This is a genomic window from Ensifer sp. NPDC090286 (assembly GCF_044769565.1).
GTDB lineage: Bacteria > Pseudomonadota > Alphaproteobacteria > Rhizobiales > Rhizobiaceae > Ensifer.
Window position 1 is genome coordinate 1,891,352 of sequence record NZ_JBIVYF010000001.1, and the last position, 25,339, is coordinate 1,916,690.

26 protein-coding genes are annotated in these 25,339 nt (G+C 63.1%); 11 read left to right on the forward strand and 15 right to left on the reverse strand.

Annotation, left to right across the window (positions count from 1 at the left end; genetic code table 11):
* The first annotated feature begins 99 nt into the window (after positions 1 to 99).
* The 7 genes from ACIQUG_RS09555 (at position 100) to ACIQUG_RS09585 (ending at position 7,416) form a co-directional block, all read left to right on the forward strand.
* On the forward strand, positions 100 to 957 hold the full coding sequence (locus tag ACIQUG_RS09555) for a phytanoyl-CoA dioxygenase family protein (protein ID WP_402320158.1): 858 nt from the start codon (positions 100 to 102) through the stop codon (positions 955 to 957).
* Positions 954 to 2,105, forward strand: coding sequence for a class I SAM-dependent methyltransferase (locus ACIQUG_RS09560; protein WP_402320161.1), 1,152 nt, complete (start codon positions 954 to 956; stop codon positions 2,103 to 2,105). The genes ACIQUG_RS09555 and ACIQUG_RS09560 overlap by 4 nt, the downstream gene beginning before the upstream one ends.
* Before the next feature lie 99 nt (positions 2,106 to 2,204).
* Positions 2,205 to 3,314 carry a DegT/DnrJ/EryC1/StrS family aminotransferase gene (locus ACIQUG_RS09565; protein ID WP_402320164.1) on the forward strand — a complete coding sequence of 370 codons (1,110 nt, stop codon included), beginning with the start codon at positions 2,205 to 2,207 and terminating at the stop codon, positions 3,312 to 3,314.
* 100 nt (positions 3,315 to 3,414) lie between these two features.
* Positions 3,415 to 4,182 (forward strand): glucose-1-phosphate cytidylyltransferase, encoded by a 768-nt coding sequence (gene rfbF / locus ACIQUG_RS09570; protein ID WP_402320167.1) that lies wholly within the window; start codon positions 3,415 to 3,417, stop codon positions 4,180 to 4,182.
* Entirely contained in the window at positions 4,179 to 5,246 is a 1,068-nt protein-coding gene (gene rfbG, locus ACIQUG_RS09575; RefSeq protein WP_402320170.1) for a CDP-glucose 4,6-dehydratase, read from the forward strand. Before rfbF ends, rfbG begins: the two co-directional genes overlap by 4 nt.
* An 8-nt stretch (positions 5,247 to 5,254) precedes the next feature.
* Positions 5,255 to 6,487 carry a class I SAM-dependent methyltransferase gene (locus tag ACIQUG_RS09580; protein ID WP_402320173.1) on the forward strand — a complete coding sequence of 411 codons (1,233 nt, stop codon included), beginning with the start codon at positions 5,255 to 5,257 and terminating at the stop codon, positions 6,485 to 6,487.
* Between the two features lie 191 nt (positions 6,488 to 6,678).
* Positions 6,679 to 7,416 (forward strand): hypothetical protein, encoded by a 738-nt coding sequence (locus ACIQUG_RS09585; protein ID WP_246764958.1) that lies wholly within the window; start codon positions 6,679 to 6,681, stop codon positions 7,414 to 7,416.
* A gap of 77 nt (positions 7,417 to 7,493) precedes the next feature.
* On the opposite strand, the gene ACIQUG_RS09590 is transcribed toward ACIQUG_RS09585, so the two are convergent.
* Genes ACIQUG_RS09590 through ACIQUG_RS09615 form a run of 6 tightly spaced genes read right to left on the reverse strand, consistent with a single transcriptional unit; the run spans position 7,494 to position 13,865 of the window.
* Complete coding sequence (locus tag ACIQUG_RS09590; protein WP_402320177.1) at positions 7,494 to 8,261, reverse strand: ABC transporter ATP-binding protein; 768 nt, start codon at positions 8,259 to 8,261, stop codon at positions 7,494 to 7,496.
* Entirely contained in the window at positions 8,258 to 9,091 is an 834-nt protein-coding gene (locus ACIQUG_RS09595; protein ID WP_402320180.1) for an ABC transporter ATP-binding protein, read from the reverse strand. The genes ACIQUG_RS09590 and ACIQUG_RS09595 overlap by 4 nt, the downstream gene beginning before the upstream one ends.
* Positions 9,088 to 10,020 carry an ABC transporter permease gene (locus ACIQUG_RS09600; RefSeq protein WP_043611718.1) on the reverse strand — a complete coding sequence of 311 codons (933 nt, stop codon included), beginning with the start codon at positions 10,018 to 10,020 and terminating at the stop codon, positions 9,088 to 9,090. The genes ACIQUG_RS09595 and ACIQUG_RS09600 overlap by 4 nt, the downstream gene beginning before the upstream one ends.
* Positions 10,017 to 11,078, reverse strand: coding sequence for an ABC transporter permease (locus tag ACIQUG_RS09605; RefSeq protein ID WP_402320183.1), 1,062 nt, complete (start codon positions 11,076 to 11,078; stop codon positions 10,017 to 10,019). Before ACIQUG_RS09605 ends, ACIQUG_RS09600 begins: the two co-directional genes overlap by 4 nt.
* Positions 11,079 to 11,120: 42 nt before the next feature.
* Entirely contained in the window at positions 11,121 to 12,761 is a 1,641-nt protein-coding gene (locus ACIQUG_RS09610; RefSeq protein ID WP_043611722.1) for an ABC transporter substrate-binding protein, read from the reverse strand.
* A gap of 48 nt (positions 12,762 to 12,809) precedes the next feature.
* Complete coding sequence (locus ACIQUG_RS09615) at positions 12,810 to 13,865, reverse strand: dipeptidase (RefSeq protein ID WP_402320187.1); 1,056 nt, start codon at positions 13,863 to 13,865, stop codon at positions 12,810 to 12,812.
* 340 nt (positions 13,866 to 14,205) lie between these two features.
* On the opposite strand from ACIQUG_RS09615, the gene ACIQUG_RS09620 reads away from it, so the two are divergent.
* A complete protein-coding gene (locus tag ACIQUG_RS09620; protein ID WP_245281562.1) occupies positions 14,206 to 15,480 on the forward strand; it encodes an alpha/beta hydrolase in 1,275 nt (424 codons plus the stop codon).
* A gap of 36 nt (positions 15,481 to 15,516) precedes the next feature.
* Here ACIQUG_RS09620 and ACIQUG_RS09625 read toward each other — a convergent pair whose 3' ends face one another.
* The 6 genes from ACIQUG_RS09625 to ACIQUG_RS09650 all read right to left on the reverse strand — a co-directional run bounded on the left by ACIQUG_RS09625 (position 15,517) and on the right by ACIQUG_RS09650 (position 21,698).
* Positions 15,517 to 16,560 carry a Gfo/Idh/MocA family protein gene (locus tag ACIQUG_RS09625; RefSeq protein ID WP_402320190.1) on the reverse strand — a complete coding sequence of 348 codons (1,044 nt, stop codon included), beginning with the start codon at positions 16,558 to 16,560 and terminating at the stop codon, positions 15,517 to 15,519.
* Positions 16,561 to 16,565: 5 nt separating this feature from the next.
* Positions 16,566 to 17,357: a ThuA domain-containing protein gene (locus ACIQUG_RS09630; protein ID WP_402320193.1), complete on the reverse strand. Its 792-nt coding sequence runs from the start codon at positions 17,355 to 17,357 to the stop codon at positions 16,566 to 16,568.
* A 108-nt stretch (positions 17,358 to 17,465) separates the two neighbouring features.
* Complete coding sequence (locus ACIQUG_RS09635) at positions 17,466 to 18,494, reverse strand: ABC transporter ATP-binding protein (RefSeq protein ID WP_402320196.1); 1,029 nt, start codon at positions 18,492 to 18,494, stop codon at positions 17,466 to 17,468.
* A 12-nt stretch (positions 18,495 to 18,506) separates the two neighbouring features.
* The gene (locus ACIQUG_RS09640) at positions 18,507 to 19,337 is read right to left on the reverse strand and encodes a carbohydrate ABC transporter permease (RefSeq protein ID WP_402320199.1); all 831 of its coding nucleotides are present in this window, start codon (positions 19,335 to 19,337) and stop codon (positions 18,507 to 18,509) included.
* Positions 19,337 to 20,320, reverse strand: a complete 984-nt coding sequence (locus ACIQUG_RS09645; RefSeq protein ID WP_402320202.1) for a carbohydrate ABC transporter permease — start codon at positions 20,318 to 20,320, stop codon at positions 19,337 to 19,339. Before ACIQUG_RS09645 ends, ACIQUG_RS09640 begins: the two co-directional genes overlap by 1 nt.
* A 115-nt stretch (positions 20,321 to 20,435) precedes the next feature.
* On the reverse strand, positions 20,436 to 21,698 hold the full coding sequence (locus tag ACIQUG_RS09650; RefSeq protein WP_402320205.1) for an ABC transporter substrate-binding protein: 1,263 nt from the start codon (positions 21,696 to 21,698) through the stop codon (positions 20,436 to 20,438).
* A 362-nt stretch (positions 21,699 to 22,060) separates the two neighbouring features.
* Between ACIQUG_RS09650 and ACIQUG_RS09655 the strand changes: the two genes are divergently transcribed.
* On the forward strand, positions 22,061 to 23,083 hold the full coding sequence (locus ACIQUG_RS09655; RefSeq protein ID WP_043611733.1) for a substrate-binding domain-containing protein: 1,023 nt from the start codon (positions 22,061 to 22,063) through the stop codon (positions 23,081 to 23,083).
* A gap of 19 nt (positions 23,084 to 23,102) precedes the next feature.
* Here the strand turns inward: ACIQUG_RS09655 and ACIQUG_RS09660 are convergent, their stop codons facing one another.
* Both ACIQUG_RS09660 and ACIQUG_RS09665 read right to left on the reverse strand, forming a co-directional pair.
* On the reverse strand, positions 23,103 to 23,444 hold the full coding sequence (locus ACIQUG_RS09660; RefSeq protein ID WP_402320208.1) for an SMR family transporter: 342 nt from the start codon (positions 23,442 to 23,444) through the stop codon (positions 23,103 to 23,105).
* A 17-nt stretch (positions 23,445 to 23,461) separates the two neighbouring features.
* Positions 23,462 to 24,022, reverse strand: coding sequence for a TetR family transcriptional regulator (locus ACIQUG_RS09665; protein ID WP_402320211.1), 561 nt, complete (start codon positions 24,020 to 24,022; stop codon positions 23,462 to 23,464).
* A 142-nt stretch (positions 24,023 to 24,164) separates the two neighbouring features.
* Between ACIQUG_RS09665 and ACIQUG_RS09670 the strand changes: the two genes are divergently transcribed.
* Both ACIQUG_RS09670 and ACIQUG_RS09675 read left to right on the forward strand, forming a co-directional pair.
* On the forward strand, positions 24,165 to 24,557 hold the full coding sequence (locus ACIQUG_RS09670; protein WP_402320214.1) for a globin: 393 nt from the start codon (positions 24,165 to 24,167) through the stop codon (positions 24,555 to 24,557).
* 2 nt (positions 24,558 to 24,559) lie between these two features.
* The gene (locus tag ACIQUG_RS09675; RefSeq protein WP_402320217.1) at positions 24,560 to 24,928 is read left to right on the forward strand and encodes a DUF423 domain-containing protein; all 369 of its coding nucleotides are present in this window, start codon (positions 24,560 to 24,562) and stop codon (positions 24,926 to 24,928) included.
* A gap of 88 nt (positions 24,929 to 25,016) precedes the next feature.
* Here the strand turns inward: ACIQUG_RS09675 and ACIQUG_RS09680 are convergent, their stop codons facing one another.
* Positions 25,017 to 25,331 carry an antibiotic biosynthesis monooxygenase gene (locus ACIQUG_RS09680; RefSeq protein WP_192447035.1) on the reverse strand — a complete coding sequence of 105 codons (315 nt, stop codon included), beginning with the start codon at positions 25,329 to 25,331 and terminating at the stop codon, positions 25,017 to 25,019.
* Between the last annotated feature and the right edge of the window lie 8 nt (positions 25,332 to 25,339).

Below are 25,339 nucleotides of genomic sequence, written 5' to 3' on the forward strand. Positions count from 1 at the left end.
CATGCTGGACCTCATCGCGCGCACCGGTCCCGATGCGCCGAGCACTTTACCGACGACCGTCTCACGGCAGGAATTCCTGAAGGAGGAAGCAGGCGTATCATGAAAAACGGCACCATCATTTCCGAAAGCGCGCGCCAGGAATTCGCAACCAAGGGCTACCACGTCGTGCCCGGCTTCTACGACGCCCAGTCGCAGATCGAGCCGATCCAGGAAGGCATCCGCCAGATCCTTGAGCTGATCTGCAAGAAATACGGCGTCGATGCACCGACAGGCACCGCGCACGAGGCGATGACTATCGCCTATCGCAAGCTGATTGCGGTCAATCGCTCCTGGGGCGGTGAAGTCTATGATGCTGTAAAGCAGATTCCCGCCTTCATGCGGCTCGTGAGCTCCGCCGCCAACGACGAGGTTTTCAAGGCGCTTCGACCGGAAAGCATCCCGGGTCTCGCTGCCGGGGGATATGGCATCCGCATCGACAACCCCGGTGAAGAAAAGTTCCGCGCCCAGTGGCATCAGGAATTTCCCGGCCAGTTGCGCAGCGTCGACGGCATCGTCTTCTGGACACCGCTTTTGCCGGTCACCGCCGACATGGGGCCGGTTCAGATCGCCGAGGGCTCGCAGGCCGAAGGGTTCGTTCCGGTTTACGAAGATGATGCCGGCCTCGGCAAGACCGGTGCCTATTCGCTGTTCCTGCACAAGGCGGAGGAGCGTCTGGCGCGCTACAAGCACGTGGCCCCGCTCAGCAAGCCCGGCGACCTGATCCTCATGGATTTCCTGACGCTTCATCAGTCCGGCCACAATGTCTCGCAGACGCCGCGCTGGAGTATCCAGTTCCGCTATTTCAACTACGCCGAACCGGTCGGCATCCGCATCGGATGGCAAGGGTCGTTCGCCGCGGGCGTCAATTATGCCGAGGTGCTTCCCGAGCTCGTCGCGCCGCAGGGGGAACTTGCATGAGCGCGTGCCGAGTTTGCGGCACCCACATCGGCGCCCCGTCCTATGAAGCTCCGGCACCGGCGCTGACGTCGGGCACGACCCTGCTCGACGTGCCGACGCGTGTCTTCGTGTGCGGAACCTGCGGGCACGCGCAAAGCGACGACATCCCGGACATTCAGGCCTTTTATGACACGGAATACCGGATCTCGTTGAGCAGCGAGAACCACGACCAGATCTTTTCGGTCGCAGCCGATGGCACGATCACCTATCGTACCGACCATCAGGCTGCCCTGTCGCTGCGACTGCTGGACCTGCCTGAGGGCGCGAGCATCCTCGACTACGGCGCCGCCAAGGCTGACACGCTTCGCAAGATGACCGCCGCCCGCAAGGATTTGCGTCCGCACGTCTTCGAAGTCAGTTCCGATTATGCGCCCGCGTGGCAGGGTTGGGTGCCGGAGGCGGCACAAGCCACCTATTCGGTACCCGAGGCCTGGCAGGGTACGTTTGACGCCGTTATGAGTCATTTCGTCATTGAGCACGTAGCCGACCCCGTGGGCTTCCTGCGCACGGTGCGCGACCTGATGCGACCGGGCGGCATCTTCCTGTTCTCGGTGCCCGACGTCGCCGGCAACCCGGGAGACATGGCAGTCGCTGATCATCTCAACCATTTCAGCGCGGCGTCGATCGAACACGCCTTGGCGAGCGCCGGTTTCGACGTGCAGACCGTCGACAGCACCTCGTTCCCCGGCGCATTCTTCGTCGTTGCAAGGCGCTCCGAGGCGCCGATCGAAAAAGCCGCGCCGTCGGCTGAAACTGCCGACGCGGCCAAACGGGCGCGCGACATCTGCGCCTTCTGGAACCAGGCAGCCGAAACCCTGAAGGACGGCGTCGAGCGTTACGCCAAGCGCAAGGTCGCGATCTACGGCGCCGGCTTCTACGGAAGCTGGATCTATTGCCGGATCGGTAAGGCCGTCGATGTTGTGGCATTCCTCGACCGCAACGAGAACATGAAGGGCGCCACCCATTTCGGCATCCCGGTGCTTTCGCCCGAGGAACTGCCGAAGGAAGCCGAAGCGCTGTTCATCGGCCTCAACCCGCTCAAGGCCCGCGCTGCGATTGCCGCGCAACCCTGGCTGCAGCGGGATGGGCTCGACCACGTTTGGCTCTGACAAGAGCACTCACAAGACGCCGGAGCGGGACGAAACATCGTGAAATCCCGCCCGGCACCCCACGCCCCTTACGACCTCCCGGTTCACCAAGTGCTCCCCATGAAACCCCGCATTCTCTACACCAAACCCTCGATCACCGACCGTGAAGTGGCCTATGCGACCGATGCGGCGGCCTATGGCTGGGGCGAGCGCTGCTACGACTATATCAACCGCTTCGAGGCGGCCTTTGCCGAGCATCTCGGCTCGACGCACGCGATCTCGACATCGAGCTGCACCGGTGCGCTGCACATGGGCCTTGCGGCACTTGGCGTCGGCCCCGGGGACGAAGTGATCCTTGCGGACACCAACTGGACCGCGTCTGCCGCCCCGATCGTCCACTTGGGCGCAAAGCCCGTTTTCGTCGACGTGCTCGCCGACAGCTGGTGCATCGATCCGGAAAGGGCAGAGGCAGCGATCACGCCAAGGACCAAGGCGATCATCGCCGTCCATATCTACGGCAATCTCTGCGACATGGACCGCCTGCTTGAGATCGGCGCCCGGCACAACATCCCCGTCGTCGAGGATGCCGCAGAGGCGCTCGGATCCGAGTGGCATGGCCGCAAGGCCGGATCGCTCGGCGCCTTTGGCGCTTTCTCCTTCCACGGCACCAAGACCGTGACGACGGGCGAAGGCGGCATGTTCGTCACAAGCGACGAGACGCTCTACGAAAAGGTGCTGACGCTTTCCAATCACGGGCGGGCGCGCGGGCAGAAAAAGCAGTTCTGGCCGGACGAGATCGGCTTCAAATACAAGATGTCGAACCTGCAGGCCGCCATCGGCCTCGCACAGATCGAGCGCGTCGGCGAGCTCGTCGATCGCAAGCGCGAGATCTTCTACGCCTATCGCGAGCAACTTGCTGGCGTGAACGCCATTGCCATGAATCCGGAGCCCGAGGGAACGAAGAACGGCTTCTGGATGCCGACCGTCGTCTTTGCGCCGGAAACTGGCGTCACCCGAGAGGCTCTGCAGAGTGCCTTTGCGGCCGAGAACATCGACGCCCGCGTCTTCTTCTGGCCGCTGAGTTCGTTGCCGCCCTTTGACGAGGCGCCGGCAAACACCGTGGCCTACGACTTGCCAGGCCGCGCGATTAACCTGCCGAGCTATCACGATATGACCTCGCACGAAATCGGTCGCGTGGTCGACGTCCTGCGCGGCTGCCTCGCCGCCTGACCGCAGCGCTTCGGAGACCACCCACGCGCAAGCTCGCCCGGATATTAGAAGTCAGGAATGCGTCGTGCCGGGGGCGGACGCAAGCACGGGACTGGGTCGCATGAAAATCGTCATTCTCGCAGGTGGATATGGCACGCGCATCTCGGAGGAGAGCCATCTCCGGCCAAAACCGATGATCGAAATCGGCGGCCGGCCGATCCTCTGGCACATCATGAAGATCTACAGCCACTACGGCTTCTCGGATTTCGTCATCTGCCTCGGCTATCGCGGCTACATGATCAAAGAATACTTCGCCAACTACGTGCTGCATTCCTCAGACGTCACCTATTGCATGGCGACGGGCGAAACCCTGTTCCATTCGAACAAAGCCGAGCCCTGGCGCGTGACGCTCGTCGATACCGGAACGGACTCCATGACCGGCGGACGCCTGAAGCGCGTGGCCGACCATCTCGGCGATACGTTCTGCCTCACCTATGGTGACGGCGTTGCCGACATCGACATCAGGGCGCTGACCGATTTCCACCGCCATCACGGCCGCCAGGCGACGGTCACCAGCGTGGTTCCGCCCGGCCGCTATGGCGCGCTGGCCGTCAGCGATGGACGGGTCAGAAGTTTCATCGAAAAGCCGGCAGGCGACAACGGCCACATCAATGGCGGCTTCTTCGTCCTCAACCGCTCGGTGCTCGATCGCATCGAAGGCGATCAAACGCCGTTCGAAGCGGAGCCCCTGGAAGGCCTCGCCGCAGACGGCCAGTTGATGGCCTTCGAGCATTCCGGCTTCTGGCGGCCGATGGATACGCTGCGCGACAAGAACCAGCTCGAAGACCTCTGGCAGAGCGGAGCGGCCCCCTGGAAAGTCTGGGCATGAGCAGACTTGCAGACCCGTCCTTCTGGGCCGGAAAGCGGGTGATGCTGACGGGTCACTCCGGCTTCAAGGGAAGCTGGGCCCGCCTCTGGCTGACGCAGATGGGCGCGGAAGTGACCGGCTACGGCCTGTCGCCGGCGACCAGCCCCTCGCTGCACGCACTGCTCGGCTCTGAAACGGCCACGGACGAACATTTCGCTGACATCCGCGACGGCGACACGCTCGCATCTGCCGTGCGCGCCTGCGACCCGCAGATCGTCCTTCACATGGCGGCCCAGCCTTTGGTTCGCGAGAGCTACCGGACGCCGGTCGAAACCTTCGACGTCAACGTCATGGGCACGGTACGCCTGTTGGAGGCGGCACGCGCGGCCCCTGCCCTCAAGACCGTTCTGGTCGTCACCACGGACAAGGTCTACCGCAACGACGAAAGCGGCCGGCACTTTCCGGAAGATGCCGTGCTCGGCGGCCATGATCCCTATTCCGGTTCGAAGGCCGCCTGCGAGCTGGTCGTTTCGACCTGGCGGGATTCCTATCTGCGTGAACGCGGCATAAGGGTGGCGACCGCCCGTGGCGGCAACGTGCTCGGCGGCGGCGATTTCTCCGCCGACCGGCTGGTTCCGGATATTGTTCGCGCTGCCCTCTCGGGCGAGACGCTGGACATCCGCAGCCCGATGGCGACTCGGCCCTGGCAGCACGTTCTCGACTGCCTCAACGGATACTTCGTCTATGCCGAGGCGCTTCATGGCGGCGAGACCGATGTGGCCGCGCTGAATTTCGGCCCGGCTCCCGACGAGCGACAGATCCCGGTTCGGGACGTTGCCGCCGCGATCCAGACCGCAATGGGCTTGCCCGCGCAATGGCGCGACACCTCATCCGAGGATCAGCCGCACGAGATGAAGACGCTCGGCCTCGACCCGGCGCTCGCCGCACGCACGCTGCCATGGGCAACACGCCTATCCCAGGACGAGGCCATCGCCTGGACCGCGCACTGGTACGACGGCTGGCGCAGCGGCGCCGACGCCCGTGACCTGACACTCAGCCATATCGACGCATTCATGAGAGGCTAACGACTTCGATGTCCCACAACTGCCGTTTCTGCTCGACACCGCTCAAGACCGTCGTTGCCGACCTGGGTTCCACGCCCTGGTCCAATTCCTTTCTCGAACCGACGCAGGAAGCCATCGCCCGCGAGCGCTCATTCCCGCTGAAGGCGATGGTCTGCTCCGAGTGCCTGCTGGTGCAGACGACGGAAAACGTGCCGGCCGACGAAATCTTCACCGACGGCTACGCCTATCTCTCCTCCTTCTCGACAAGCTGGCTCGAACACGCGCGCCGCTACGCCGAGAGCATGACCGAACGCTTCGCGCTCGATAACAATTCGCAGGTGGTCGAGATCGCTTCGAATGACGGCTATCTGCTGCAGTATTTCGTCGCCAAGGGCATCCCGGCGCTCGGCATCGAGCCGGCCGCCAATGCGGCGCGACTGGCCGAGGAGCGGCAGGTGCCGACCGAGGTCGCCTTCTTTGGACGGGAGACGGCAACGGAACTCGTCAAGCGCGGCATTCGCGCCGACCTCACGGCGGCCAACAACGTGCTCGCCCATGTTCCCGATATCGCCGACTTCGTCGGCGGCTTCGCCATCCTGCTGAAGCCCGATGGCGTTGCGACGTTCGAGTTCCCCCACCTGCTGCGCCTGATGGAAGGCGTGCAGTTCGACACGATCTACCACGAGCACTATTCCTATCTGTCCCTGGCGGCCGTCGAACGCATCTTCGAAAGCTCCGGCCTCAAGGTCTTCGACGTCGAGGAACTGCCGACCCATGGCGGCTCGCTGCGCGTCTATGCACAGCTGAGATCCGGCGTACGCGAGACGACGCTGGAGCTCGAGCGGTTGCGGGCGACCGAGGCGCTTGCCGGGCTGATGCGGATGGAGACCTATACGGCATTCGACGACCGCATTGCCGCCGTCTGCAAGGATTTTCAGAACTTCCTGGCAAACGCCAAGGCCGAGGGAAAAACCGTAGCCGCCTATGGCGCCGCCGCGAAGGGCAACACCTTCCTCAATGTCTGCGGCCTGTCGCCCAGCGAGATCGCCTTCGCCGTCGATCGCAACGACCTGAAGCAGGGCAAGCTCCTGCCCGGCACCCATATTCCGGTGCACGCGCCGACGGTGATCGAGGATGCGAAGCCCGACTATCTCGTCATCCTGCCCTGGAACCTGAAGACCGAAATCGTCGCAGACAACGAGGCAATTCGCGACTGGGGCGGCCGCTTCGTCGTCGCCATTCCGAAGCTGAGCGTCTTCTAATACGAGAGACCGGGACGTGTGGACAGTTCTCAACCAAACCGCGTTGAGCCACCCAAAATCGACTTTATTGATCGCCTTAGGTCGCTTTGCCGTAAATTCGGTGACTTTGCCGTAAATTCGGCACGATCTAAGTGAACGTCAGGGGTGGCGTGGGTATTGACGGTTGAAAAAAATGCACCCAAGGAGGTGCTATGTCCACGATTGACCTATGCCTTGTCGCCACCCGGCGCCCGGACCTGCTTGCCCAGACGCTGGCGAGTTTCCGGGACAAAATCTTTTCCAGGCTCGACCTGCGCGGCGCCTATCTCAATCTCGATCCGGTTTTCGGGTCGGAAGAGGATCATCGCGCCTGCGTCGAGATTTTCCGCAACCATTTCCCCGACGGAACCGTATTCCAGCCCGAGAGCCCGGGTTTTTGCGCAGCCGTCGCGAAGCTCTGGTCGGCCACCAGCGCCGACTACGTCTTCCATCTGGAGGACGACTGGATCTCGCTGCGGGACATGGGTGAGGAATTGCTGACGCCGTTCGCCGATCCGGCGATCAGCCAGGTCTCGTTCCATACGGCGGACCAGAACTGGGACATCCGCCGCAAGGGCCATTTCCACCGGCGCAACGAATACGCGTATCTGTTCGGGATCAAGATCCCGCTGTTTCGCACGTTCCCGAAGTTCACGACGTCGCCGTCGATCCTTCGCGGCGACTTCGCGCGCCAATGCGCCGGTCTGATGGATCTCTCGCGCGATCCGGAGAAGCAGTTCTATTCGGGCGTCAACCCGGCGATGGAGGCCTATGTCGCCAGCCGCCGCAACTATATCTTCTCGCCCGAGTCGCAGCCGGTCATCAAGGATATGGGTCGGGAATGGCGCGAGCAGCGCCGCATCCAGAAGGTGATCACCGACTCGACCTCGGTCTGGCGGCAAAGCGCTTAACGCGCCGGGCTTAGGCACCGGATGCTTCGAAACGAAGCGATACAAGCGGGACGATGGCCCCGCTTGTATCCATACCGTCACGCGGTCGCGGCAGCGTCCTTGCGCTGAAAGCCTTTGCTCGCGACCATGAGGCTGCGCGTGTAATCCTCACCGATACGCCCGGCGACGAGGTCCGCTGAGGACAGGCGCTCGACCACGCGTCCACCCTGCATCACCGCCAGCCGCTCACACATATGGGTGACGACGCCGAGGTCATGGCTGACCATGATGAAGGTCAGCTTATGGTCGCGCCGGACCTGTTCGAGCAGGTTCAACACTTCCGCCTGCACCGACGCGTCGAGCGCCGAGGTCGGCTCGTCGAGCAGCAGGATCGAGGGTTCGAGGATCAACGCGCGAGCGATCGCAACGCGCTGGCGCTGGCCGCCCGAAAGCTGGTGCGGATAACGGAAACGGAAACCCGACCCGAGACCGACCTCGTCCAGCGCCTTCAGGATGCGGCGCTCGCCGTCGGCAACGCCGTGGACCGCCAGCGGTTCCAGCAATTGCCGGTCGATCGTCTGACGCGGGTGCAGCGAGCCGTAAGGATCCTGAAACACCATCTGCACGGCGCGGTAGAAGGCCTTGTCGCGTTTTGCCACCTGAAGAATGCGGTCATGCACGCGAATGGTGCCGCCCGTGACCGGTGCGAGACCGGCGATCGCCCGAAGCAAGGTCGACTTGCCGGATCCGGACTCGCCGACCAGCCCGAAGGATTCGCCGGGTGCGATCTCGACGCTGACGTCGTTCAGCGCCTTGAACTCGTCATAGGTGACGGAAAGGTTCGAAACGGAAACGGCAGAGGTCATTGGGCCCACTCCGGCTTGCGGTCGAGAACCGGCAGCGGATGACGATCGGACCCGATCGCCGGCATGCAGTTCAGCAAACCTTGGGTATAGGGATGCTTGGCATTGGCAAGCTCGGATGCGGCCAGTTCCTCGACGATCCGGCCGGCATACATGACGATCACCCGGTCGCAGAAGGACGAGACCAGCCGCAGGTCGTGCGATACGAAGATCAGGCCCATGCCACGCTCGGCCACAAGCTTGTCGAGGATGCCGAGCACTTCGAGCTGCACCGTCACGTCGAGCGCCGAGGTCGGCTCGTCGGCGATCAGCAATTCCGGCCCGGCAACCAGCATCATCGCGATCATCGCGCGCTGGCCCATGCCACCCGAAACCTCGTGCGGATAGAGATCATAGACACGCTTCGGATCGCGGATCTGCACCGCCGAGAGCATGTCGAGCGCCCTCTCCCGGGCTTCGCTGCGGCTGACATTCTCGTGCTGCCTCAGCGTCTCGACGATCTGCCGGCCGATGCTCATCACCGGGTTCAGCGAGTACTTCGGATCCTGCAGGATCATGGCAATGCGCTTGCCCCTCAGGTCCCTCCGAACCTTCGGCGATGCCGCAAGCAGGTCGATGCCGTCAAAGTTCAATTGCTTTGCCGTCACCTGCGCATGGCCCGGCGTCAGCCCCATGATCGCCCGGCCGGTCTGCGACTTGCCGGAGCCGCTTTCGCCGACGATGCCGAGGCGTTCGTGACCGAGCGTGAAGGAAACGCCACGCACGGCCTCTACGAGGCCGGTGCGGGTCGGGAACGAGACCTTGAGGTCTTCAACTGTCAAAAGCGCACTCATTGGCCGCTCTCCCGCGGATCGAGCGCATCGCGCAAGCCGTCACCGAGCAGGTTGAAGCCGAGGCTGACGATCAGGATCGCGATGCCGGGCATCGTTGCCACCCACCACTGGTCGAGGATGAAGCGGCGGCCAGACGCGATCATCGCACCCCACTCCGGCAGCGGCGGTTGAGCGCCGAGGCCAAGGAAGCCCAAGCCCGCAGCCGTCAGGATGATGCCGGCCATGTCGAGCGTGACACGCACGATCAGCGACGACATGCACATCGGCATCACATGGCGGAAGACGATGCGGATCGGCGACGCGCCCATGAGCTGAACAGCCGCGATGTAGTCGGAGTTGCGCACCGTCAGCGTCTCGGCGCGGGCGATACGCGCATAGGGCGGCCAGGAGGTGATGGCGATCGCGATAACGGCGTTCTCGATGCCCGGACCAAGGGCCGCAACGAAGGCGAGCGCCAGCACCAGCTTCGGGAAGGCGAGGAAGATATCGGTGATGCGCATCAGCACTGCATCGACCCAGCCGCCGGCATAGCCGGCGACCGCGCCGACGATGAGCCCGACAGGCGCTGCGATGATCGCGACGAGAAGCACGACGGCCAGCGTCAGCCGCGAGCCGTGGATCAGCCGCGAGAGAATATCGCGGCCGAGATCGTCGGTGCCGAGCAGGTAGCCCGGAGTTCCCGGCGGCAGCAGACGGGCGTTGGCGAGATCGCCGATATAGGGCGAATGCGGCGCCAGGAGATCGGCGAAGGCGGCAACGAAGACCAGCGCCAGCAGGATGAGCAGGCCGAGAACGGCAAGCTTGTTGGCGGCAAAGCGCTGCCACGTCATATAGGCGCGGCCGAGCCGCGCCTGGGTGCGCGACTGCGGGCGATCGGACAGCAGCCATTCGCGACGCGTCATCGGACGGGTTTCTGTAACGGTGCTCATCGCTGGCGCGTCCTCGGGTCGAGCGTCCGGTAGAGAAGATCGGACAGGAGATTGATGCCGATGAAGACCGAACCGATGATGATGGTGCCACCAAGCACGGCGTTCATGTCGGCATTCTGCAGCGAGTTGGTGATGTAGAGACCGAGGCCCGGCCAGGCGAAGACGGTTTCGGTCAAGACCGAACCTTCGAGCAGGCCTGCGTAGGAAAGTGCAATCACGGTTACGAGCGGCACGGCCGCGTTCCGGAGCGCATGGCCCCAGATGATCCGGGTCTCCGACAGGCCCTTGGCGCGCGCCGCGACGACATATTCCTGCTGCAACTCGTTGAGCATGAAGCTGCGCGTCATGCGGCTGATATAGGCGAGCGAGAAATAGCCGAGCAGCGAGGCCGGCAGGATGATGTGGCGGAACACGTCCCACAGCACATCCCATTGCCGCTGCCAGAGCGCATCGAACAGATAGAAGCCCGTGATCGGCGTGAACGTGTATTCGAACACGATATCGATACGGCCGGGATAGGCGACCCACTTCAGCCGCGCGTAGAACACCAGCAGCGACAGGAGCGCCAGCCAGAAGATCGGCACGGAATAGCCGACAAGGCCGATGACGCGCACGATCTGGTCGGCGATGCTGCCGCGCTTGACGGCGGCAAGCACGCCGAGCGGAACGCCGAACAGGGCGCCGATGAGCGTGCCAAGCGTCGCGAGTTCCATGGTCGCCGGGAAGACGCGGCGAATGTCGGTCATGACCGGATTGGTCGTCAGCACCGAAATGCCGAAGTCACCGGTCAGCGCCTGGCGGACATAGATGAAGAATTGTTGGTAGAGGGGCAGATTGAGCCCCATCGCCTCGCGCGTCCTTTCGACGACATGCGTCGGCGCCCGGTCGCCGAGAACGGCCAGAACCGGGTCGATCGGAATGACCCGGCCGATGAAAAAGGTGACGGCCAGAAGGCCGAGATAGGTGGTGATGACAACGACAAGAAAGCGCAGCACCGCTGCCACGATCTTACCGGGACGGGCGCGTTTGCGCCCGTCCACTGTCCCTGTTCCGCTCATGCTCAAGGGAACGATCCTTTCGGTTTATTCCTTCGAGACGGCTTATTCTTTGGTGATGCCGGCGACGAAGTTGGTGTCGAAGCTCGGACCGAGCTTCAGGCCCTTGACGTTGCCGCGGTAGCCGGCGACTTCGGTCTGCTGGAAGATGATGACGAACGGGCTTTCGCCCAGCACCGTCTTCTGCAGTTCCTTGTAGGTCTCCGCACGCTTGGCGCTGTCGCGCTCGAGCAGCGCGTCCTTGGTCTTCTTCGTCAGCTCCGGAACGTCCCAGGCATTGCGCCAGGCAAGGGTCTTGTTCTTGCCTTCGTCGGAGTTGTCAGGGTTGCTGGTGAAGGTTTCGGCGTTCGAGTTCGGGTCGAAATAGTCCATGCCCCACTGACCGATATACATGTCGTGGTTACGGGCACGATACTTCGTCAGCGTCTGCTTGCCGTCGCCCGGGATGATCTCGAGCTTCACGCCGGCCTGGCCGAGGGTCTGCTGGAAGGACTCGGCAATGCCGGTGACCGGCTGACCGTTGCGAACGTCCATGGTGACGGTGAAGCCGTCAGCGAGACCGGCCTTGGCGAGCAGTTCCTTCGCCTTGGCGACGTCGAGCTTGTAGGGGTTCTCGTCGAGCGCACCCAGAACGCCCTTCGGCAGGAAGCTCTGGTGGATCTCGCCGATGCCCTTGATCAGGGTCGAGCCGATCGCATCGTAGTCGACCAGGTACTTGAAGGCTTCGCGCACTTCGGGCTTGGCGAGGTTCGCGTTCTTCTGGTTGAGGCTGATGTAGTAGACCGTGCCCTTCGGCGCGTTCGTCGTGGCAAGGTCGCCATTCTTCGAAACAGCGTCGAAATCGCCCGGCTCGAGGTTGCGTGCCACGTCGATATCGCCCGCTTCCAGCGCCAGGCGCTGGCCCGAGCTTTCCTTCATGTGGCGATAGATGACGCGGGCGAGCTTGGCCTGTTCGCCATAGAAGTTGTCGTTGCGCTCGAGCACGATGACTTCGTTGGCGCGCCATTCGCGCAGTTTGAACGGGCCGGAACCGGCATAGCCGGTCTTCAGCCATTCGTTGCCGAAGTCGTTGTCGTACTTGTACTCGTCCGTCGGCGTGACCGGCTTGACGTTTTCGAGAACGAGCTTCTTGTCGAGCACAGCGCCCACGGTTGCCGTCAGGCAGTTCAGGACGAAGCTCGGCGCATAGGCCTGATCGACGGTGAAGACGAAGGTCTGCTCATCCGTTGCCTTGGCCTTTTCCGTCACGTTGTCGCCGGTGAGGCCAAACTGGGTGAGAATGAAGGCCGGGCTCTTGTCGAGCTTTACGGCACGTTCGAACGACCAGGCGACGTCTTCAGCGGTCACCGGGTTGCCGGAAGCGAACTTCAGGCCGGGCTTCAGCTTGAACGTATAGGTCAGGCCGTCGTCGGACACGGTCCAGCTGTCGGCGAGGTCGCCGACGACCTTGGTCGTGTCGTTGATGTCGAGGCGCACCAGCATGCTGTAGGTGTTGCCGGTGATTTCGGCCGCGGTCAGCTCGAAGGCTTCGCCCGGATCCATGGTAATGACGTCGTCGATCGCAAAGGCTTCGACCAGCGTGTCCTTCGGCGTTTCCGCGAAGGCCGGTGCGGTTGCAGCCATCACCATGGCCAGCGCCGCAGAAGCCGTCAGAAGACGAAGACGTCCATTGAGCTTGTGCATCATGTTTGCAGTTCCCTCGTTTGCGCCCTTTTGGGCCCCTTCTTCATGGGTTCAGGCGGCCTCGTGCCAAGCCTGCCCCAGAACTCTCCACCAGTTCTCCCGGCATATCTTTGCCAGTTCGGCATCACCATATCCGGCGCTTCTGAGCGCTGCAACGAGCGCCTGGCTACCGGCCGCATCAGCGATCCCCTCGGGGATCGTCGCCCCGTCGAAGTCCGAACCGAGTGCGACGCACTCGACGCCCATGCGTTCGACGAGATAATCGACATGGCGCACCATGTCGGAAAGCGGCGTTGCGGCATTTTCCTGTCCGTCGGCACGCAGCATCGTCGTCGCGTAGTTGAGCCCCACGAGGCCCTTGCTTTCGCGGATGGCGTCGAGCTGCTTGTCGGTCAGGTTGCGCGCGACCGGGGTCAGCGCATGCGCATTGGAATGGCTGGCGACCAGCGGCTGGTCGGTGGTCTTCGCCATGTCCCAGAAACCCTTCTCGGTGATGTGTGCAAGATCGATCAGAATGCCCAGACGGTTGCAGGCCCGCACGAGCTCGAAGCCTGCGTCCGTCAGTCCGGGTGCGGTGTCCGGAGACATCGGATAGGAGAACGGCACGCCATGGCCGAAGACGTTGTGGCGGCTCCAGACGGGCCCAAGCGAACGCAGGCCCGCGGCATAGAAGGTTTCAAGCGCGGAAAGATCGGCACCGATCGCCTCGCAGCCTTCCATGTGCAGGACCGAGGCAAAGACGCCGGCTTCGACCGCTCCACGGATTTCGGCGGTCGACCGGCAGAGCTTCCACGCCCCTGCCCGGTCGAGGCGCACGGCGATATCGACGAGCTCCATGGCGATCGCCAGCGACGGCAGGTGTTCGAGCGGTGCCGAAAGCGGTGTTTCGTAGTGGCCGCTCTCGTTCGGCGGCTGCAGGACGAGATCACCCGAGGGCACGTAGATTGCCGAGAGGCCACCGACGAGGCCGCCCGCCTTGGCGCGCGGCGCATCGATATGGCCCTGGTCGATGCCGTCGACGAATTCGCGTACCGGGTCCTGGCCCTTCCGGGCGTTCTGCCACAGACGCAGAAGCACGTCGTTGTGGCCATCGAAAACCGCCTGCATTCCTGAATTTCCTTATCATTTCAGGGAGATCGGACGGGCCGTTCGGGTCACGTCCAGGGGAAAGTCGAAGCGATGCTAGTGAAAGCCCAAAGCCTTTTCAATGAATATAAGGGGGTTTTACCCAGGCCTGCCTGTAGCGAAATGTTGCATGATTGCCGCATCGCCGCCGGCAAACGCAGCCCTCACAGGCGCTTGGGGTCGGTCGAGGGGTGAAAATCGGCCGTTTCTCATGCATGGAGACAACCGGTCCGGATGTTTCGGGCCGGTTGCGCCGCATGATGCGGCACTGGGGGGTTGGTTGCTGCGTCCGTTTTCTACCTCGAAGGGGCACTGGAGCCGCATCGCCGCAACACTTCTGCTGGCCGCGACACTTGCGGCGTGCGCCGGCCGCCCGGTTGGCGTGCTCGTGCCTTCGGGCACGACGGGCGGCGCCTCGCAGGTCGATCTGATGGTGGCGACGACACGCGCGCCGACCGCAGAGCCGGGCGTGCTTTTTAGCGGCGAACGGTCGGTACAGCTTTCTCTAACGGAAATCGTCGTCTCCATTCCGCCCGAGAAGAACCGCGAAGTCGGCCAGGTGCAGTGGCCGAAGAAGCTGCCGGCCAATCCGGAGCGCGATTTCTCGACCGTCAGCGTAACCCCGCTCAACGAGGGCAACGACGTTCAGAGTTGGTTGAAGGGCAATCTGCCGAAGACGCGACGCGTGCTGATCTTCGTGCACGGCTTCAACAACCGCTACGAGGACGCCGTCTACCGTTTTGCTCAGATCGTGCATGACAGCGGCACCGACGTCGCGCCGGTGATCTTCACCTGGCCTTCGCGCGCCAGCATCTTCGACTACAATTACGACAAGGAAAGCACCAACTATTCGCGCGACGCGCTGGAGGAACTTCTCAAGCGCGCCGCGAGCAATCCCTCGGTTGGTGAGATCACCGTGATGGCCCACTCCATGGGCTCGTGGCTAACAGTCGAGGCGCTGCGCCAGATGGCGATCCGTGACGGACGCATCGCCCCCAAGATCACCGACGTCATTCTCGCATCACCCGATCTCGACGTCGACGTCTTCGGTCAACAGCTACGCGCCATGGGCGAAAAGCGGCCGAAGTTCACGCTGTTCGTGTCGCGCGACGACCGGGCGCTGAATCTGTCGCGGCGCATTTCCGGCAATGTCGACCGTCTCGGACAGATCGATCCGACCGCCGAGCCCTACCGCACGCAGCTGGAACAGGCGGGCATCAGCGTCATCGACCTGACGGCGCTGAAGGGCGGCGACAAGCTGAACCACGGCAAGTTCGCTGAAAGCCCGGAAGTCGTGCGGCTGCTTGGCAACCGCCTGATCGCCGGTCAGACCGTAACCGATTCCGATGTCGGGCTCGGCGAGCGTCTCGGCGCCGTCACGCTCGGCGCCACCCAGACGGTCGGCAGTGCGGCAAGCCTTGCGGTCTCGACACCGATCATGATTTTCGACCCCAACACCCGCAGAAACTACGACGCGCAGGTGCGGCGGCTCGGCCAGTCGATGGAAAACACCGTCGGCTCGGCGGTGACGCCTTGGACAGGGCCGCAAAGCGGGGGAGTTGCCAAAAGCACCACCCCCGACCGTCACTCTCGCTAGAGCGCCCCGCGTTCATACGAACGCGCAAAGGGCGCTTCAGACGGGAAGCTCGCGCCGCCCGGCTTCCGTCTCCATGGCCAGGTCGAGGACCTTCTGCAGATTTGCGGCATGGCGGAACCCCGGCTCTTCGGTCTTGCCCTTGCGGACGGCAGCCACGAAGCGCTCGTAGTTCGTCGCAACGGTGCCCGCATCGACATCGCGCCAGGTCGCGGTTTCGACGTCGGCGCCGAGGCAGGCGCGCAGCGTCGACCCATCGGGCGTGTGCACCACTTCAAGCGCACCCTTGTCGCCGTGCAGCCTGAGTCGGAGTTCGTTCAGATGCCCGGTCGCCCAGCGGCTGGCATGGACGACGCCCATGGCGCCGTTGCCGAACTCGGCCGTCATGACGAAGCTGTCATTGGCGTCGAGGTCATACTCGCCGATGCGGTTGCCGGGCGCCTTGTCGAAGGTCTTCAGCCGCGCGAAGATCCGGGCGGCGTCCGTGCCCGCGCCATAACCGGCAAAATCGAGGATGTGGATGCCGACATCGCCGAGCACGCCGTTCGAACCGTGCTTGGTCGAGAGCCGCCACAGCCATTGCGATTCCGTCGCCCAGTCGCCCCAGGCCTTGGAAACGAGCCAGCTCTGTAGGTAGGACGCCTCGAGGTGGCGCAGCTTGCCGACATCGCCGGCAAGCACCATGGCACGTGCCTTCTGCAGCGGCGCGACGTTGCGGTAAGTGAGGTTGACCATGGTCACCAAACCGGAACGTTCGGCCGCTTCCGCCATCTCCGCCGCCTTGGCATAGTTCTCGGCGAGCGGCTTTTCACACAGCACGTGCTTGCCGGCACCAATGAGCGCCAGCGTCGTCGGGTGATGTGCCTTGTCCGGCGTCACGTTCGTCGCCGCATCGAACTTGCCCCAGGCGATCGCCTCGTCGAGCGAGGTGAAGGTCTCGGCAATGCCGTGCTTGTCGGCAAAAGCCTTGGCCCGTGCGGGATCGACGTCGACAGCGCCGACCATCTCGACGCTTTCGATCTTGGCAAAGGCCTGGGCATGGCTGTTCGCCATGCCACCGGTTCCTACAATGAGAAGACGCATGATGCTCACCTGTATCCCGCTTCGCCGGCCTGGTGCAGCCGCGGCCCACGCTCGACGATCGGCTCCAGCGCCTCTTCGACCGGTACGTTCGGCGCATCATGGATGGCCGTGTAGCGGTTGTCGGCGTTGTAGGCCCACTTCACCGAATTGCGCAGCACCTTCTGCACATTGGCGTCGTGATAGGTCGGGTAGGTCTCGTGGCCCGGACGGAAATAGAAGATGTTGCCGGCGCCGCGACGCCAGGTGAGGCCCGAGCGGAACACTTCGCCGCCGGCAAACCACGAGATGAACACGGTTTCGAGCGGCTCCGGCACCGAGAATTGCTCGCCATACATCTCTTCGTTTTCGAGCACGAAGTTCTCGTCGATGCCTTCGGCGATCGGGTGACGCGGATTGATCGCCCAGACGCGTTCACGCTCGCCGGCTTCGCGCCACTTCAGCGCGCAAGGGGTGCCCATCAGCCGCTTGAAGATCTTGGAGAAATGGCCGGAATGCAGCACGATCAGGCCCATGCCTTCCCAGACGCGCTTGGCAACGCGCTCGACAATCTCGTCGCTGACGGCGCCGTGGTCCTTGTGGCCCCACCACAGGAGTACGTCGGTATTGGCCAGGCGCTCGACGCTGAGGCCATGGTCCGGCTCCTGCAGCGTGGCCGTCGTCGCCTCGATGCCACCTTCTGTGTTCAACGCCGCTGCGATCGTGTTGTGCATCCCGTTCGGGTAAATGCTGCGGACGATCTCGTTGGTCTGCTCGTGAATATTCTCGCCCCAAACAACTGTTCTGATAGGCACGGTCATTCTCCTTGCGTGTTCGCCCCTTGCGGGCCTGTCGTCTTACGATAGATGGGGCCGCCGGGAATTGGCGACCCCGAAGCTTTGGGTGTCTTGAGCTTGATCGGGTCCTGGTCAGGCAGCCCCTTTCATGGGCGCGCGGCCGAGAGCCTGCCCCGACGCATCGAAGCGGTGGATGTTGCCGCCGAGCGGCGAGATGTGAATTGTCTCGCCAGGCCGGTGGTGCGAGGTGCCGCCCTCCCGGACGATGACCGGTTCGCCAGCGCCGATATCGAGATAGATGTAGCTGTCGGAGCCCAGCATTTCGGAATGCACCACCGTTCCTGTCCACCGGCCATCAGCCGCCTTGATCTCCAGATGCTCGGCCCGGATGCCGATCGTGTGGGCATCGTAGGGTGCTGCGAGCGCGCCGGACAGAAAGTTCATCTTCGGCGAACCGATGAAGCCGGCGACGAAGACGGAGTTCGGGCTCTCGTAGAGTTCGAGCGGCGTGCCGATCTGTTCGACCCGGCCATCCCGTAGCACGCAAATGCGATCCGCCAATGTCATCGCCTCGACCTGGTCGTGGGTGACATAGATCATCGTCGTCTTGTGCATGCTGCGATGCAGCTTGGCGATCTCGATGCGGGTGGCAACGCGCAGCGCCGCATCGAGATTGGAGAGCGGCTCATCGAAGAGAAAGACCTTGGGATCGCGCACGATCGCCCGGCCGATCGCCACGCGCTGGCGCTGACCGCCGGAGAGCTGCCGCGGCAGCCGCTGCAGATAGGGCGTCAGCTGCAGCATTTCGGCGGCCGCCTCGACGCGCTTCTTGCACTGGTCCTTGTCCTTGCCGGCAAGCTGCATGCCGAAGGACATGTTCTCGAACACGGTCATATGCGGATAGAGCGCATAGGACTGGAACACCATCGCAATGCCGCGCTTCGAAGGCGTCAGCTGGTTGACCACCTGCCCGTCGAAGGACAGCGTGCCGGATGAGATGTCTTCGAGCCCGGCGATCAGCCGCAGCAGCGTGGACTTGCCGCAGCCGGACGGCCCGACAAAGACCATGAATTCGCCGGCCCGGATATCCATGCTGACGCCCTTGATCACCTCGAAGGCGCCGAAGGACTTGCGGATGTTGCGCAATTGAAGTTCTGCCATGGGTTCCTCCCCTTATCCTTTGACGCCGCCGGCCGTGAGCCCGGAGATGATCCGCCGCTGAAATATCAGCACGAGGACGACCAGAGGCACGGTGACGATGATCGATGCGGCCATGATGTTGCCCCACGGAATTTCGTACTGGCTGTTGCCCGAGAGCAGCGCGATCGCGACCGGCACGGTGCGCTGGCTGTCGGACGACGTGAAGGTCAGCGCGAACAGGAACTCGTTCCAGGCGGCGATGAAGGCGAGCAGCCCCGTCGTCACCAGCGCCGGCCACATCAGCGGCATGAACACGCGGGTGATGATCACCCACGGCGTAGCGCCATCGACGATGGCCGCTTCCTCGATCTCCACCGGCAGGTCACGCATGAAGGTGGTGAGCACCCAGACCGTGAAGGGCAGCGTGAAGATCATGTAGGAAAAGATCAGGGCCAACGGCGTGTTGAAGATCCCGACCGCTCGGATCAGTTCGAAGAGGCCCGCAAGCACCGCGATCTGCGGGAACATCGACACCGACAGGATCGTCAGAAGCAGCAGCGCGCGCCCACGAAACCGCACCCGCGCCAAGGCGTAAGCGGCGGTGACCGCAAGCAGCAGCGAGACGCAGACTACGATCGTTGCGACCATCAGCGAGTTGGCAAGGTTACGCAGGAAGCCGCTGCTGGTGACGATGCCCGCATAGTTGTCGAAGGAGATCTCGGTCGGCCAGTAGTCGACCCGGAACAGCGCCGTTCCGGATTTGAAGCTCGTCAGCACCGCATAGTAGAACGGGAAGACGGCGACGATTATGATGGCGGCGACGAGGGCGTAGAACGCCGTGCGCTTGGCGAGGGTGGCAACCATCAGCGTTCTCCCTCCAGATTGACGCGGCCGAACCACATGTAGGCGACGGTGATCGCCGCGATGATCAGGAACAGCATCGTCGAGGCAGCCGCGCCATAGGCGAACTTGTCGAAGTCGAACAGGTTTTCGCGGGCGAGTACCGACATCGTCTTGGTCTGGGCGTTGTTGGGCGTCAGCACATAGATGAGATCGAAGATGCGCAGCGCATCGAGCATCCGGAAGATCACCGCCACCATCAGCGCCGGGCGGATCAAGGGCAGCGTCAGCCGCCAGAAGACCTTGAGCGGATGCACGCCGTCGATTTTCGCCGCTTCGTAGATATCGGAAGGCACCATCTGCAGTCCGGCGAGAATGAGCAGCGCCATGAACGGCGTCGTCTTCCAGACGTCGACGATCAAGACGGCGACCATCGCGGTCTCGGGATTGGCGGTCCAGGCAATCTTCTGGCTAATCAGGCCGAGGCCGAGCAGAAGATCGTTGAGGATGCCGAACTGGTCGTTGAGCATCCAGGCCCACATCTTGGCGGAGACGATCGTCGGGATCGCCCAGGGGATCAGGATCGCCGCGCGCACCAGTCCACGGCCCGGGAAGTTTGCGTTCAGCACCAGCGCAACGGCAAGACCGAGCACCGTCTCGATGGTGACCGAGAGCGCTGAAAACTTCAGCGTGTTCCAGACGGCGTTCCACCAGGCGGGATCGGCAAGCAGGCCGTTATAGACTGTGCGCCCGCTCTTCAGCGTGATCCAGGAAAGGTAATTCTTGAAGCCGACGAACTCGGCGCCTTCGAGATTGGTCAGCGACGCATTGGTGAAGCTGAAATAGACGGTGCGGATCAGCGGCCAGCCGGCAACGAGGGCCAGCACCAGAAGCGTCGGTGCGAGAAAGATCCAGGCGGAGCGGATGCGCTCGGCATTGAGGTCGGAGCGGATGCTCGCCTGCTGCCCGAGAGCGGAAGGCGGGTCTGCGACGGAAAGGTCGGTCATGTCTGTACTCACCTTTGCCATTCGGCGCGCGGCCGAGCGATTGGTCGGAGAGGAATGGCGGTGGCTCGGTGGAGCGAAGGGAGGCCTACAAGCACTCCCCTCGCCCCCGGGAGGATCACCAGCTATCGCCCTTCATCTCGGTGAGTTCGATTTCGAGCAGTTCGAGGTTTTCCGCAGCCGTCCCGTTGCCGGAGAGCGAGTTGTGGACCGCGTTCCAGAACTTGGCGGAAACCTCGTTGTATTTGACCTTGGTGACGGCGGACGGGCGCGGCACCGCGCTTTCGAAGATCGGCTTCCAGGCCGGCATGAACGGCTGGGCCTTGGCGACATCCGCGTCGTCGTAGAGTGCTGCAACCGTCGGCAGGTTGGAAAGCTCGATCGCCCGGCGCTTCTGCACCTCGGCCGACGAGAGGAACTTGGCGAGCGCAATCGCCGCTTCCTGGTCGTCGGAATATTTGGAGACGGCGACGTTCCAGCCGCCAAGTGTCGACGACGGCTGGTCGCCATCGGTGGCTGTCGGCAGCGGTGCGACGGCGAACTTGCCCTTCACCGCGCTGTCGTCGCCATTGCCGAGCGCATAGGCATAGGGCCAGTTGCGCATGAAGACGGAGTTGCCGGTCTGCCAGACGCCGCGCGATTCCTCCTCCTGGTAGGCAAGCACGCCCTGCGGCGAGATCGTGCCCACCCATCCCTTGATGCGGTCGATCGCGGCAGCCGCCTTCTCGTTGTTAATCGAGATCGTGCCATCCGGCTCGACGATCTGGCCACCGCCCGACGATTTGACCCATTCGAGTGCGTTGCAAGTCAGGCCTTCATAGGCATTGCCCTGGAAGACATAGCCCCAGAGATCGGCCTGGCCAGCGGCCCGCTCCTTCTCCTGGATTTCCTTGGCGGTCGCCGCCAGTTCGTCCCAGGTTTTCGGCGGCGTCTTGCCGTATTTTTCGAGCAGGTCCTTGCGATAGAAGAGCGCCGGCGCGTCGGTGAAAACCGGCAAGGCCACGAGGCGACCGTTCACCGTCTGCGAGGCGATGATCGACGGGAAATGCTGTCCGACGACGTCCTTTGCGGCTTCCGTCAGATCGACGAACTGGTCGGCCAGCTGCGGCGCCCAGACGACGTCGGTCTGGTAGACGTCGACATCCTTGTTTCCGGCGGCAAGCCACAGCCGGTACTGGCTGAACTGCTCGCTGCTCGACGGCGGCATGGTGACCAGGCTCACCTTATGTCCGGTCTGCTTTTCGAAAATATCGAGCTGTTCGCGAATGAAATGGACGTTCTTGCCGGTCGTGTTGGCGGCGAGCGAAAGCTCGGCGGCGCCAGCCGTCCCGGCTACAACGATTGCGGCACAAAAACTCAGCACATTGAGCGTGGTTGTCATTGGGTCGACTCCTCCTGTTCCCCCTCCACCGCCCGAAAGCTCCTCGGCAAATTCGAAAGCGGTTTGGATGAGAAAAAGTTGGCAGAAGATGGAAAAACTGTCAATCCACACACTTAGAAAAGTCATTCAAGCGTGGACAAACCATAGATACGCGTTATTTTTCATATAAATAGCGGAAGAAGACAAAATTCTTCTGTCTATCGCAGCACCCCGTAAAATCAAAGGGGATTCGCATTAATTGAAAACGCTTTGGTAAAATTGGCATTCTTTGACGGCACCCGACGTCGCCGACAAACCGATTGTTACGGGCAGCGAAGGTGTATACTTCTGGGACCGGGCCAGGCTGAGGAAACGCATATAGAATGAAGCTGAGGGAGTTCGCACAACAACTGGGCCTTTCGCCGACAACGGTCAGCCGAGCGCTGAGCGGTTACCCCGAAGTCAGCGAAAAGACGCGCAAGCGCGTGGCCGAAGAGGCAACCCGCCTCGGCTATCGTCCGAACATCAACGCGGTGCGGCTCGCCACCGGCCGCGCTGGCGCGATAGGCGTCGTCATGGGCCGCTCCGGCGAGTTCCATTTCTCCGAATTCATGGGCGGCCTTGCCGAACGGCTCGGCACCGAGGATATCGACATTCTCGTCAGCCCGATGGACGACAAGAACCCCACGGGCGAAATCCAGCTCTATAGCCGCCTTGCCGTCAGCGGCCGCGTCGATGCCGTGATCGTGCACTCGCCCGAACCGAACGACGAGCGCATCGCCCTCCTCCACAAGCTCGGCATGCCGTTCCTGGTGCACGGCCGCTCCGATATCGACGTGCCGCACGCCTGGCTCGACATCGACAACGAAGGCGCGATCCGCCGCGCGACCTCGCACCTCATCGATCTCGGCCATCGCCGCATCGCCATGATCAACGGCCGGCAGGGCCGCACCTTCTCGCTTCATCGCGACAAGGGATATCGAGACGCGCTGCAGGCGCGCGGCATCCCCTTCGATCCGCGCCTTGTCGCCCATGGTAACTTCACCGACGAGCTCGGCTTCCGCTTCGCGCGCTCGTTTCTGGAACAGACGCCCCGCCCGACTGCCTTCGTCGCCGGCTCGATGATGACGGCACTCGGCATCTACCGCGCGGCACGATCCATGGGCCTGGAGATCGGCCGCGAGGTCTCGGTCATCGCCCATGACGACGTCTTCCCTTACCTCACGGCGGACAACATGGTGCCGTCGCTTTCGGCGACGCGCTCTTCGATGCGCGCGGCCGGCGCCCGCTCGGCCGACCTCGTGCTGCAGCTTCTCTCAGGCCGGCCGACCGAAGAGGTTCACGAGCTCTGGCCGGTCGAACTGATCCTCAGGGAATCGACTGCACCCCCTCCGCCGGACAAATGACCTCCGGCGGCTGGCCACGTCAGTGGAAGGTCGACTTGGAAAAGAGGTTGAGGACAAGCACGCCGGCAATGATCAGGCCGAGACCAAGGATGGCCGCCAGATCGAGCTTCTGCCCGAAGGCGAAATAGCCGACGAGCGAAATCAGGACGATGCCAAGACCGCTCCAGACCGCATAGGCGATACCGACCGGAATGAAGCGCAACGTGTAGGACAGGAAGAAGAAGGCGATCGCGTAGCAGACCACCATTATCACCGTCGGCCCCAGCCGCGTAAAGTGCTGGGCTGCCTGCATCGCCGAGGTGCCGAGCACCTCGAATACGATTGCTGCAACCAGGACGGTATAGAGCATAGCGGGGTTCATGGGAGACTCCATCCGGGTTACTGCGCCGAAAGCGCCTTGAGATTTTCAACAAGACCGATCCGTGCCTCGGCATCGAGATCGTGGCTCTGCATCAGATCCGCGAGCCACACGCCGTCGCAGGCAAAGCGCGCAAGAACGCAGCCGGTCGAGCCGTCCGTCTCCGCAAACTCCGCCGATCGCCGGCTGACCCAGTCGCGCCAGCGGCTCTTCAGATGCGGCTCGGCAATCAGCGCGATCGTCAGCATCCGCCAACCCGGCACCTCGGTCGCGGGATCGAGCGCGAAGCAGACGTCGATGTAGGCGCGCGTGAAGCGCCCCTTCTCTGCCGGGTCGCGTGCCATCGCCGCCTCGATCTCACGATCGAACCGCGTCACCAGGTCGTCGAACAGCCCGTCGAGAAGCGCGAGCTTGTTCGGGAAATGGTGCAGCAGCCCGCCCTTGCTGACCCCGGCCGCCTGCGACACGGCATCGAGCGTGATGCCGGCCACCCCCTGCTCGTGCGAAAGGCGTGCGGCAACCTCCAGCAATTGCTGGCGCACCTGTTCCGGCTGTTTCTTGCGGCGATGAGCTTCGGTCATACCCGCATAAAGATACCGTCTGGACGGTTTGTCAAGAGAAGCGATGTTCGACCGCGATGAAACGCCGCAAATCCGCGGCCTGAAAAATCGTTGTTCGCCCCGTCGCCGCGCGCTAGGACCGACAGAACGAAGGACGCAGACCATGGCGGAACCGGAAACCACGACCCTCTATGAAGCCATCGGCGGCGACCCGACGGTTCGCGCGCTGACGCATCGCTTCTACGAGTTGATGGACACGCTGCCGGAAGCCGCGCGCTGCCGCGCCGTGCACCCGCCCGACCTCTCGGGCAGCGAAGAGAAGTTCTACGAGTACCTGACCGGCTGGCTCGGCGGACCGCCGATCTACGTCGAAAAGCGTGGCCATCCGATGCTGCGCCGCCGCCATTTCGTCGCCGAGATCGGTCCGCAAGAGCGGGACGAGTGGCTGCTCTGCTTCACCCGGGCGCTTGAGGAAACCATCGAGCATCCAAAACTCAGGCAGATCATCCTCGACCCGATCACCCGCCTCGCCCTTCACATGCAAAACAAGGAATGACCATGTCGCACAGCGGATTTCGCGCAACGACGCTATTTGTTGCCGGCTTGATGGGCCTGACCGGCGTTGTCAGCGCGGCCGCCGCTTCGCATGGCGAAGACCCGCGGCTGCTTGCCGGCATTTCGGCGATGTGCCTCGCCCACGCCCCGGCATTGGTGGCGCTTTACGCAGCCTGGCCACACTTTCGAACCGCAGCCGTTGCCGCACTTTTGATCGCGGCCGGCACGGCGCTGTTTTCGGCCGATCTCGCCATGCGCCATGTTGCGGGCCACGGCCTCTTCCCGATGTCCGCTCCGCTTGGCGGCACGACGATCATGGCAGGCTGGCTCGCCGTTTCGCTCGGCGCCTTCCTGCCGAAGAAGACGGCCTGACACAAAAACAATTTGCCTCCCGGCGAGATCCATCCGGGAGGCGAATGACACGCGAAATCAGGATCATATCTCCGCGCTGGCGCGCGGATCAGGCGCCTTCGACGGCCGAAAAACCCTCGAACTTCGGCGGACCGAGATACATCGCCTTGTTCTCACCGGCATTCTTGTGCGCCGCGCGGAAGTTGTCCGACTTCGTCCAGGCGGAAAACGAATCCCTGTCCTTCCAGACCGAGTTCGAGACGAAGAGCGTGTAGCCCTCCTCCGGCACGCTGTCGCCGCGCAAGAGGTGGAAGGAAACGAAACCGGGCATTTCCGAAAGGCTGGAATCCCGCCCCTTCCACACGGCCTCAAAAGCCTCTTCATGGCCGATGGCGATACGGAAACGGTTCATGGCAACAAACATCGTGGTCT

What these genes read in the sequence shown, in the direction of transcription:
- ACIQUG_RS09590 (WP_402320177.1), bottom strand. Translation starts at nt 8,261, where the DNA reads ATGACCTCTGCCGTTTCCGTTTCGAACCTTTCCGTCACCTATGACGAG.
- ACIQUG_RS09680 (WP_192447035.1), bottom strand. Translation starts at nt 25,331, where the DNA reads ATGTTTGTTGCCATGAACCGTTTCCGTATCGCCATCGGCCATGAAGAG.
- ACIQUG_RS09560 (WP_402320161.1), top strand. Translation starts at nt 954, where the DNA reads ATGAGCGCGTGCCGAGTTTGCGGCACCCACATCGGCGCCCCGTCCTAT.
- ACIQUG_RS09610 (WP_043611722.1), bottom strand. Translation starts at nt 12,761, where the DNA reads ATGATGCACAAGCTCAATGGACGTCTTCGTCTTCTGACGGCTTCTGCG.
- ACIQUG_RS09595 (WP_402320180.1), bottom strand. Translation starts at nt 9,091, where the DNA reads ATGAGTGCGCTTTTGACAGTTGAAGACCTCAAGGTCTCGTTCCCGACC.
- rfbG (WP_402320170.1), top strand. Translation starts at nt 4,179, where the DNA reads ATGAGCAGACTTGCAGACCCGTCCTTCTGGGCCGGAAAGCGGGTGATG.
- ACIQUG_RS09665 (WP_402320211.1), bottom strand. Translation starts at nt 24,022, where the DNA reads ATGACCGAAGCTCATCGCCGCAAGAAACAGCCGGAACAGGTGCGCCAG.
- ACIQUG_RS09580 (WP_402320173.1), top strand. Translation starts at nt 5,255, where the DNA reads ATGTCCCACAACTGCCGTTTCTGCTCGACACCGCTCAAGACCGTCGTT.
- ACIQUG_RS09555 (WP_402320158.1), top strand. Translation starts at nt 100, where the DNA reads ATGAAAAACGGCACCATCATTTCCGAAAGCGCGCGCCAGGAATTCGCA.
- ACIQUG_RS09650 (WP_402320205.1), bottom strand. Translation starts at nt 21,698, where the DNA reads ATGACAACCACGCTCAATGTGCTGAGTTTTTGTGCCGCAATCGTTGTA.
- ACIQUG_RS09675 (WP_402320217.1), top strand. Translation starts at nt 24,560, where the DNA reads ATGTCGCACAGCGGATTTCGCGCAACGACGCTATTTGTTGCCGGCTTG.
- ACIQUG_RS09600 (WP_043611718.1), bottom strand. Translation starts at nt 10,020, where the DNA reads ATGAGCACCGTTACAGAAACCCGTCCGATGACGCGTCGCGAATGGCTG.
- ACIQUG_RS09585 (WP_246764958.1), top strand. Translation starts at nt 6,679, where the DNA reads ATGTCCACGATTGACCTATGCCTTGTCGCCACCCGGCGCCCGGACCTG.
- ACIQUG_RS09660 (WP_402320208.1), bottom strand. Translation starts at nt 23,444, where the DNA reads ATGAACCCCGCTATGCTCTATACCGTCCTGGTTGCAGCAATCGTATTC.
- ACIQUG_RS09655 (WP_043611733.1), top strand. Translation starts at nt 22,061, where the DNA reads ATGAAGCTGAGGGAGTTCGCACAACAACTGGGCCTTTCGCCGACAACG.
- ACIQUG_RS09565 (WP_402320164.1), top strand. Translation starts at nt 2,205, where the DNA reads ATGAAACCCCGCATTCTCTACACCAAACCCTCGATCACCGACCGTGAA.
- ACIQUG_RS09645 (WP_402320202.1), bottom strand. Translation starts at nt 20,320, where the DNA reads ATGACCGACCTTTCCGTCGCAGACCCGCCTTCCGCTCTCGGGCAGCAG.
- ACIQUG_RS09630 (WP_402320193.1), bottom strand. Translation starts at nt 17,357, where the DNA reads ATGACCGTGCCTATCAGAACAGTTGTTTGGGGCGAGAATATTCACGAG.
- ACIQUG_RS09635 (WP_402320196.1), bottom strand. Translation starts at nt 18,494, where the DNA reads ATGGCAGAACTTCAATTGCGCAACATCCGCAAGTCCTTCGGCGCCTTC.
- ACIQUG_RS09670 (WP_402320214.1), top strand. Translation starts at nt 24,165, where the DNA reads ATGGCGGAACCGGAAACCACGACCCTCTATGAAGCCATCGGCGGCGAC.
- ACIQUG_RS09615 (WP_402320187.1), bottom strand. Translation starts at nt 13,865, where the DNA reads ATGCAGGCGGTTTTCGATGGCCACAACGACGTGCTTCTGCGTCTGTGG.
- ACIQUG_RS09605 (WP_402320183.1), bottom strand. Translation starts at nt 11,078, where the DNA reads ATGAGCGGAACAGGGACAGTGGACGGGCGCAAACGCGCCCGTCCCGGT.
- ACIQUG_RS09625 (WP_402320190.1), bottom strand. Translation starts at nt 16,560, where the DNA reads ATGCGTCTTCTCATTGTAGGAACCGGTGGCATGGCGAACAGCCATGCC.
- ACIQUG_RS09640 (WP_402320199.1), bottom strand. Translation starts at nt 19,337, where the DNA reads ATGGTTGCCACCCTCGCCAAGCGCACGGCGTTCTACGCCCTCGTCGCC.
- rfbF (WP_402320167.1), top strand. Translation starts at nt 3,415, where the DNA reads ATGAAAATCGTCATTCTCGCAGGTGGATATGGCACGCGCATCTCGGAG.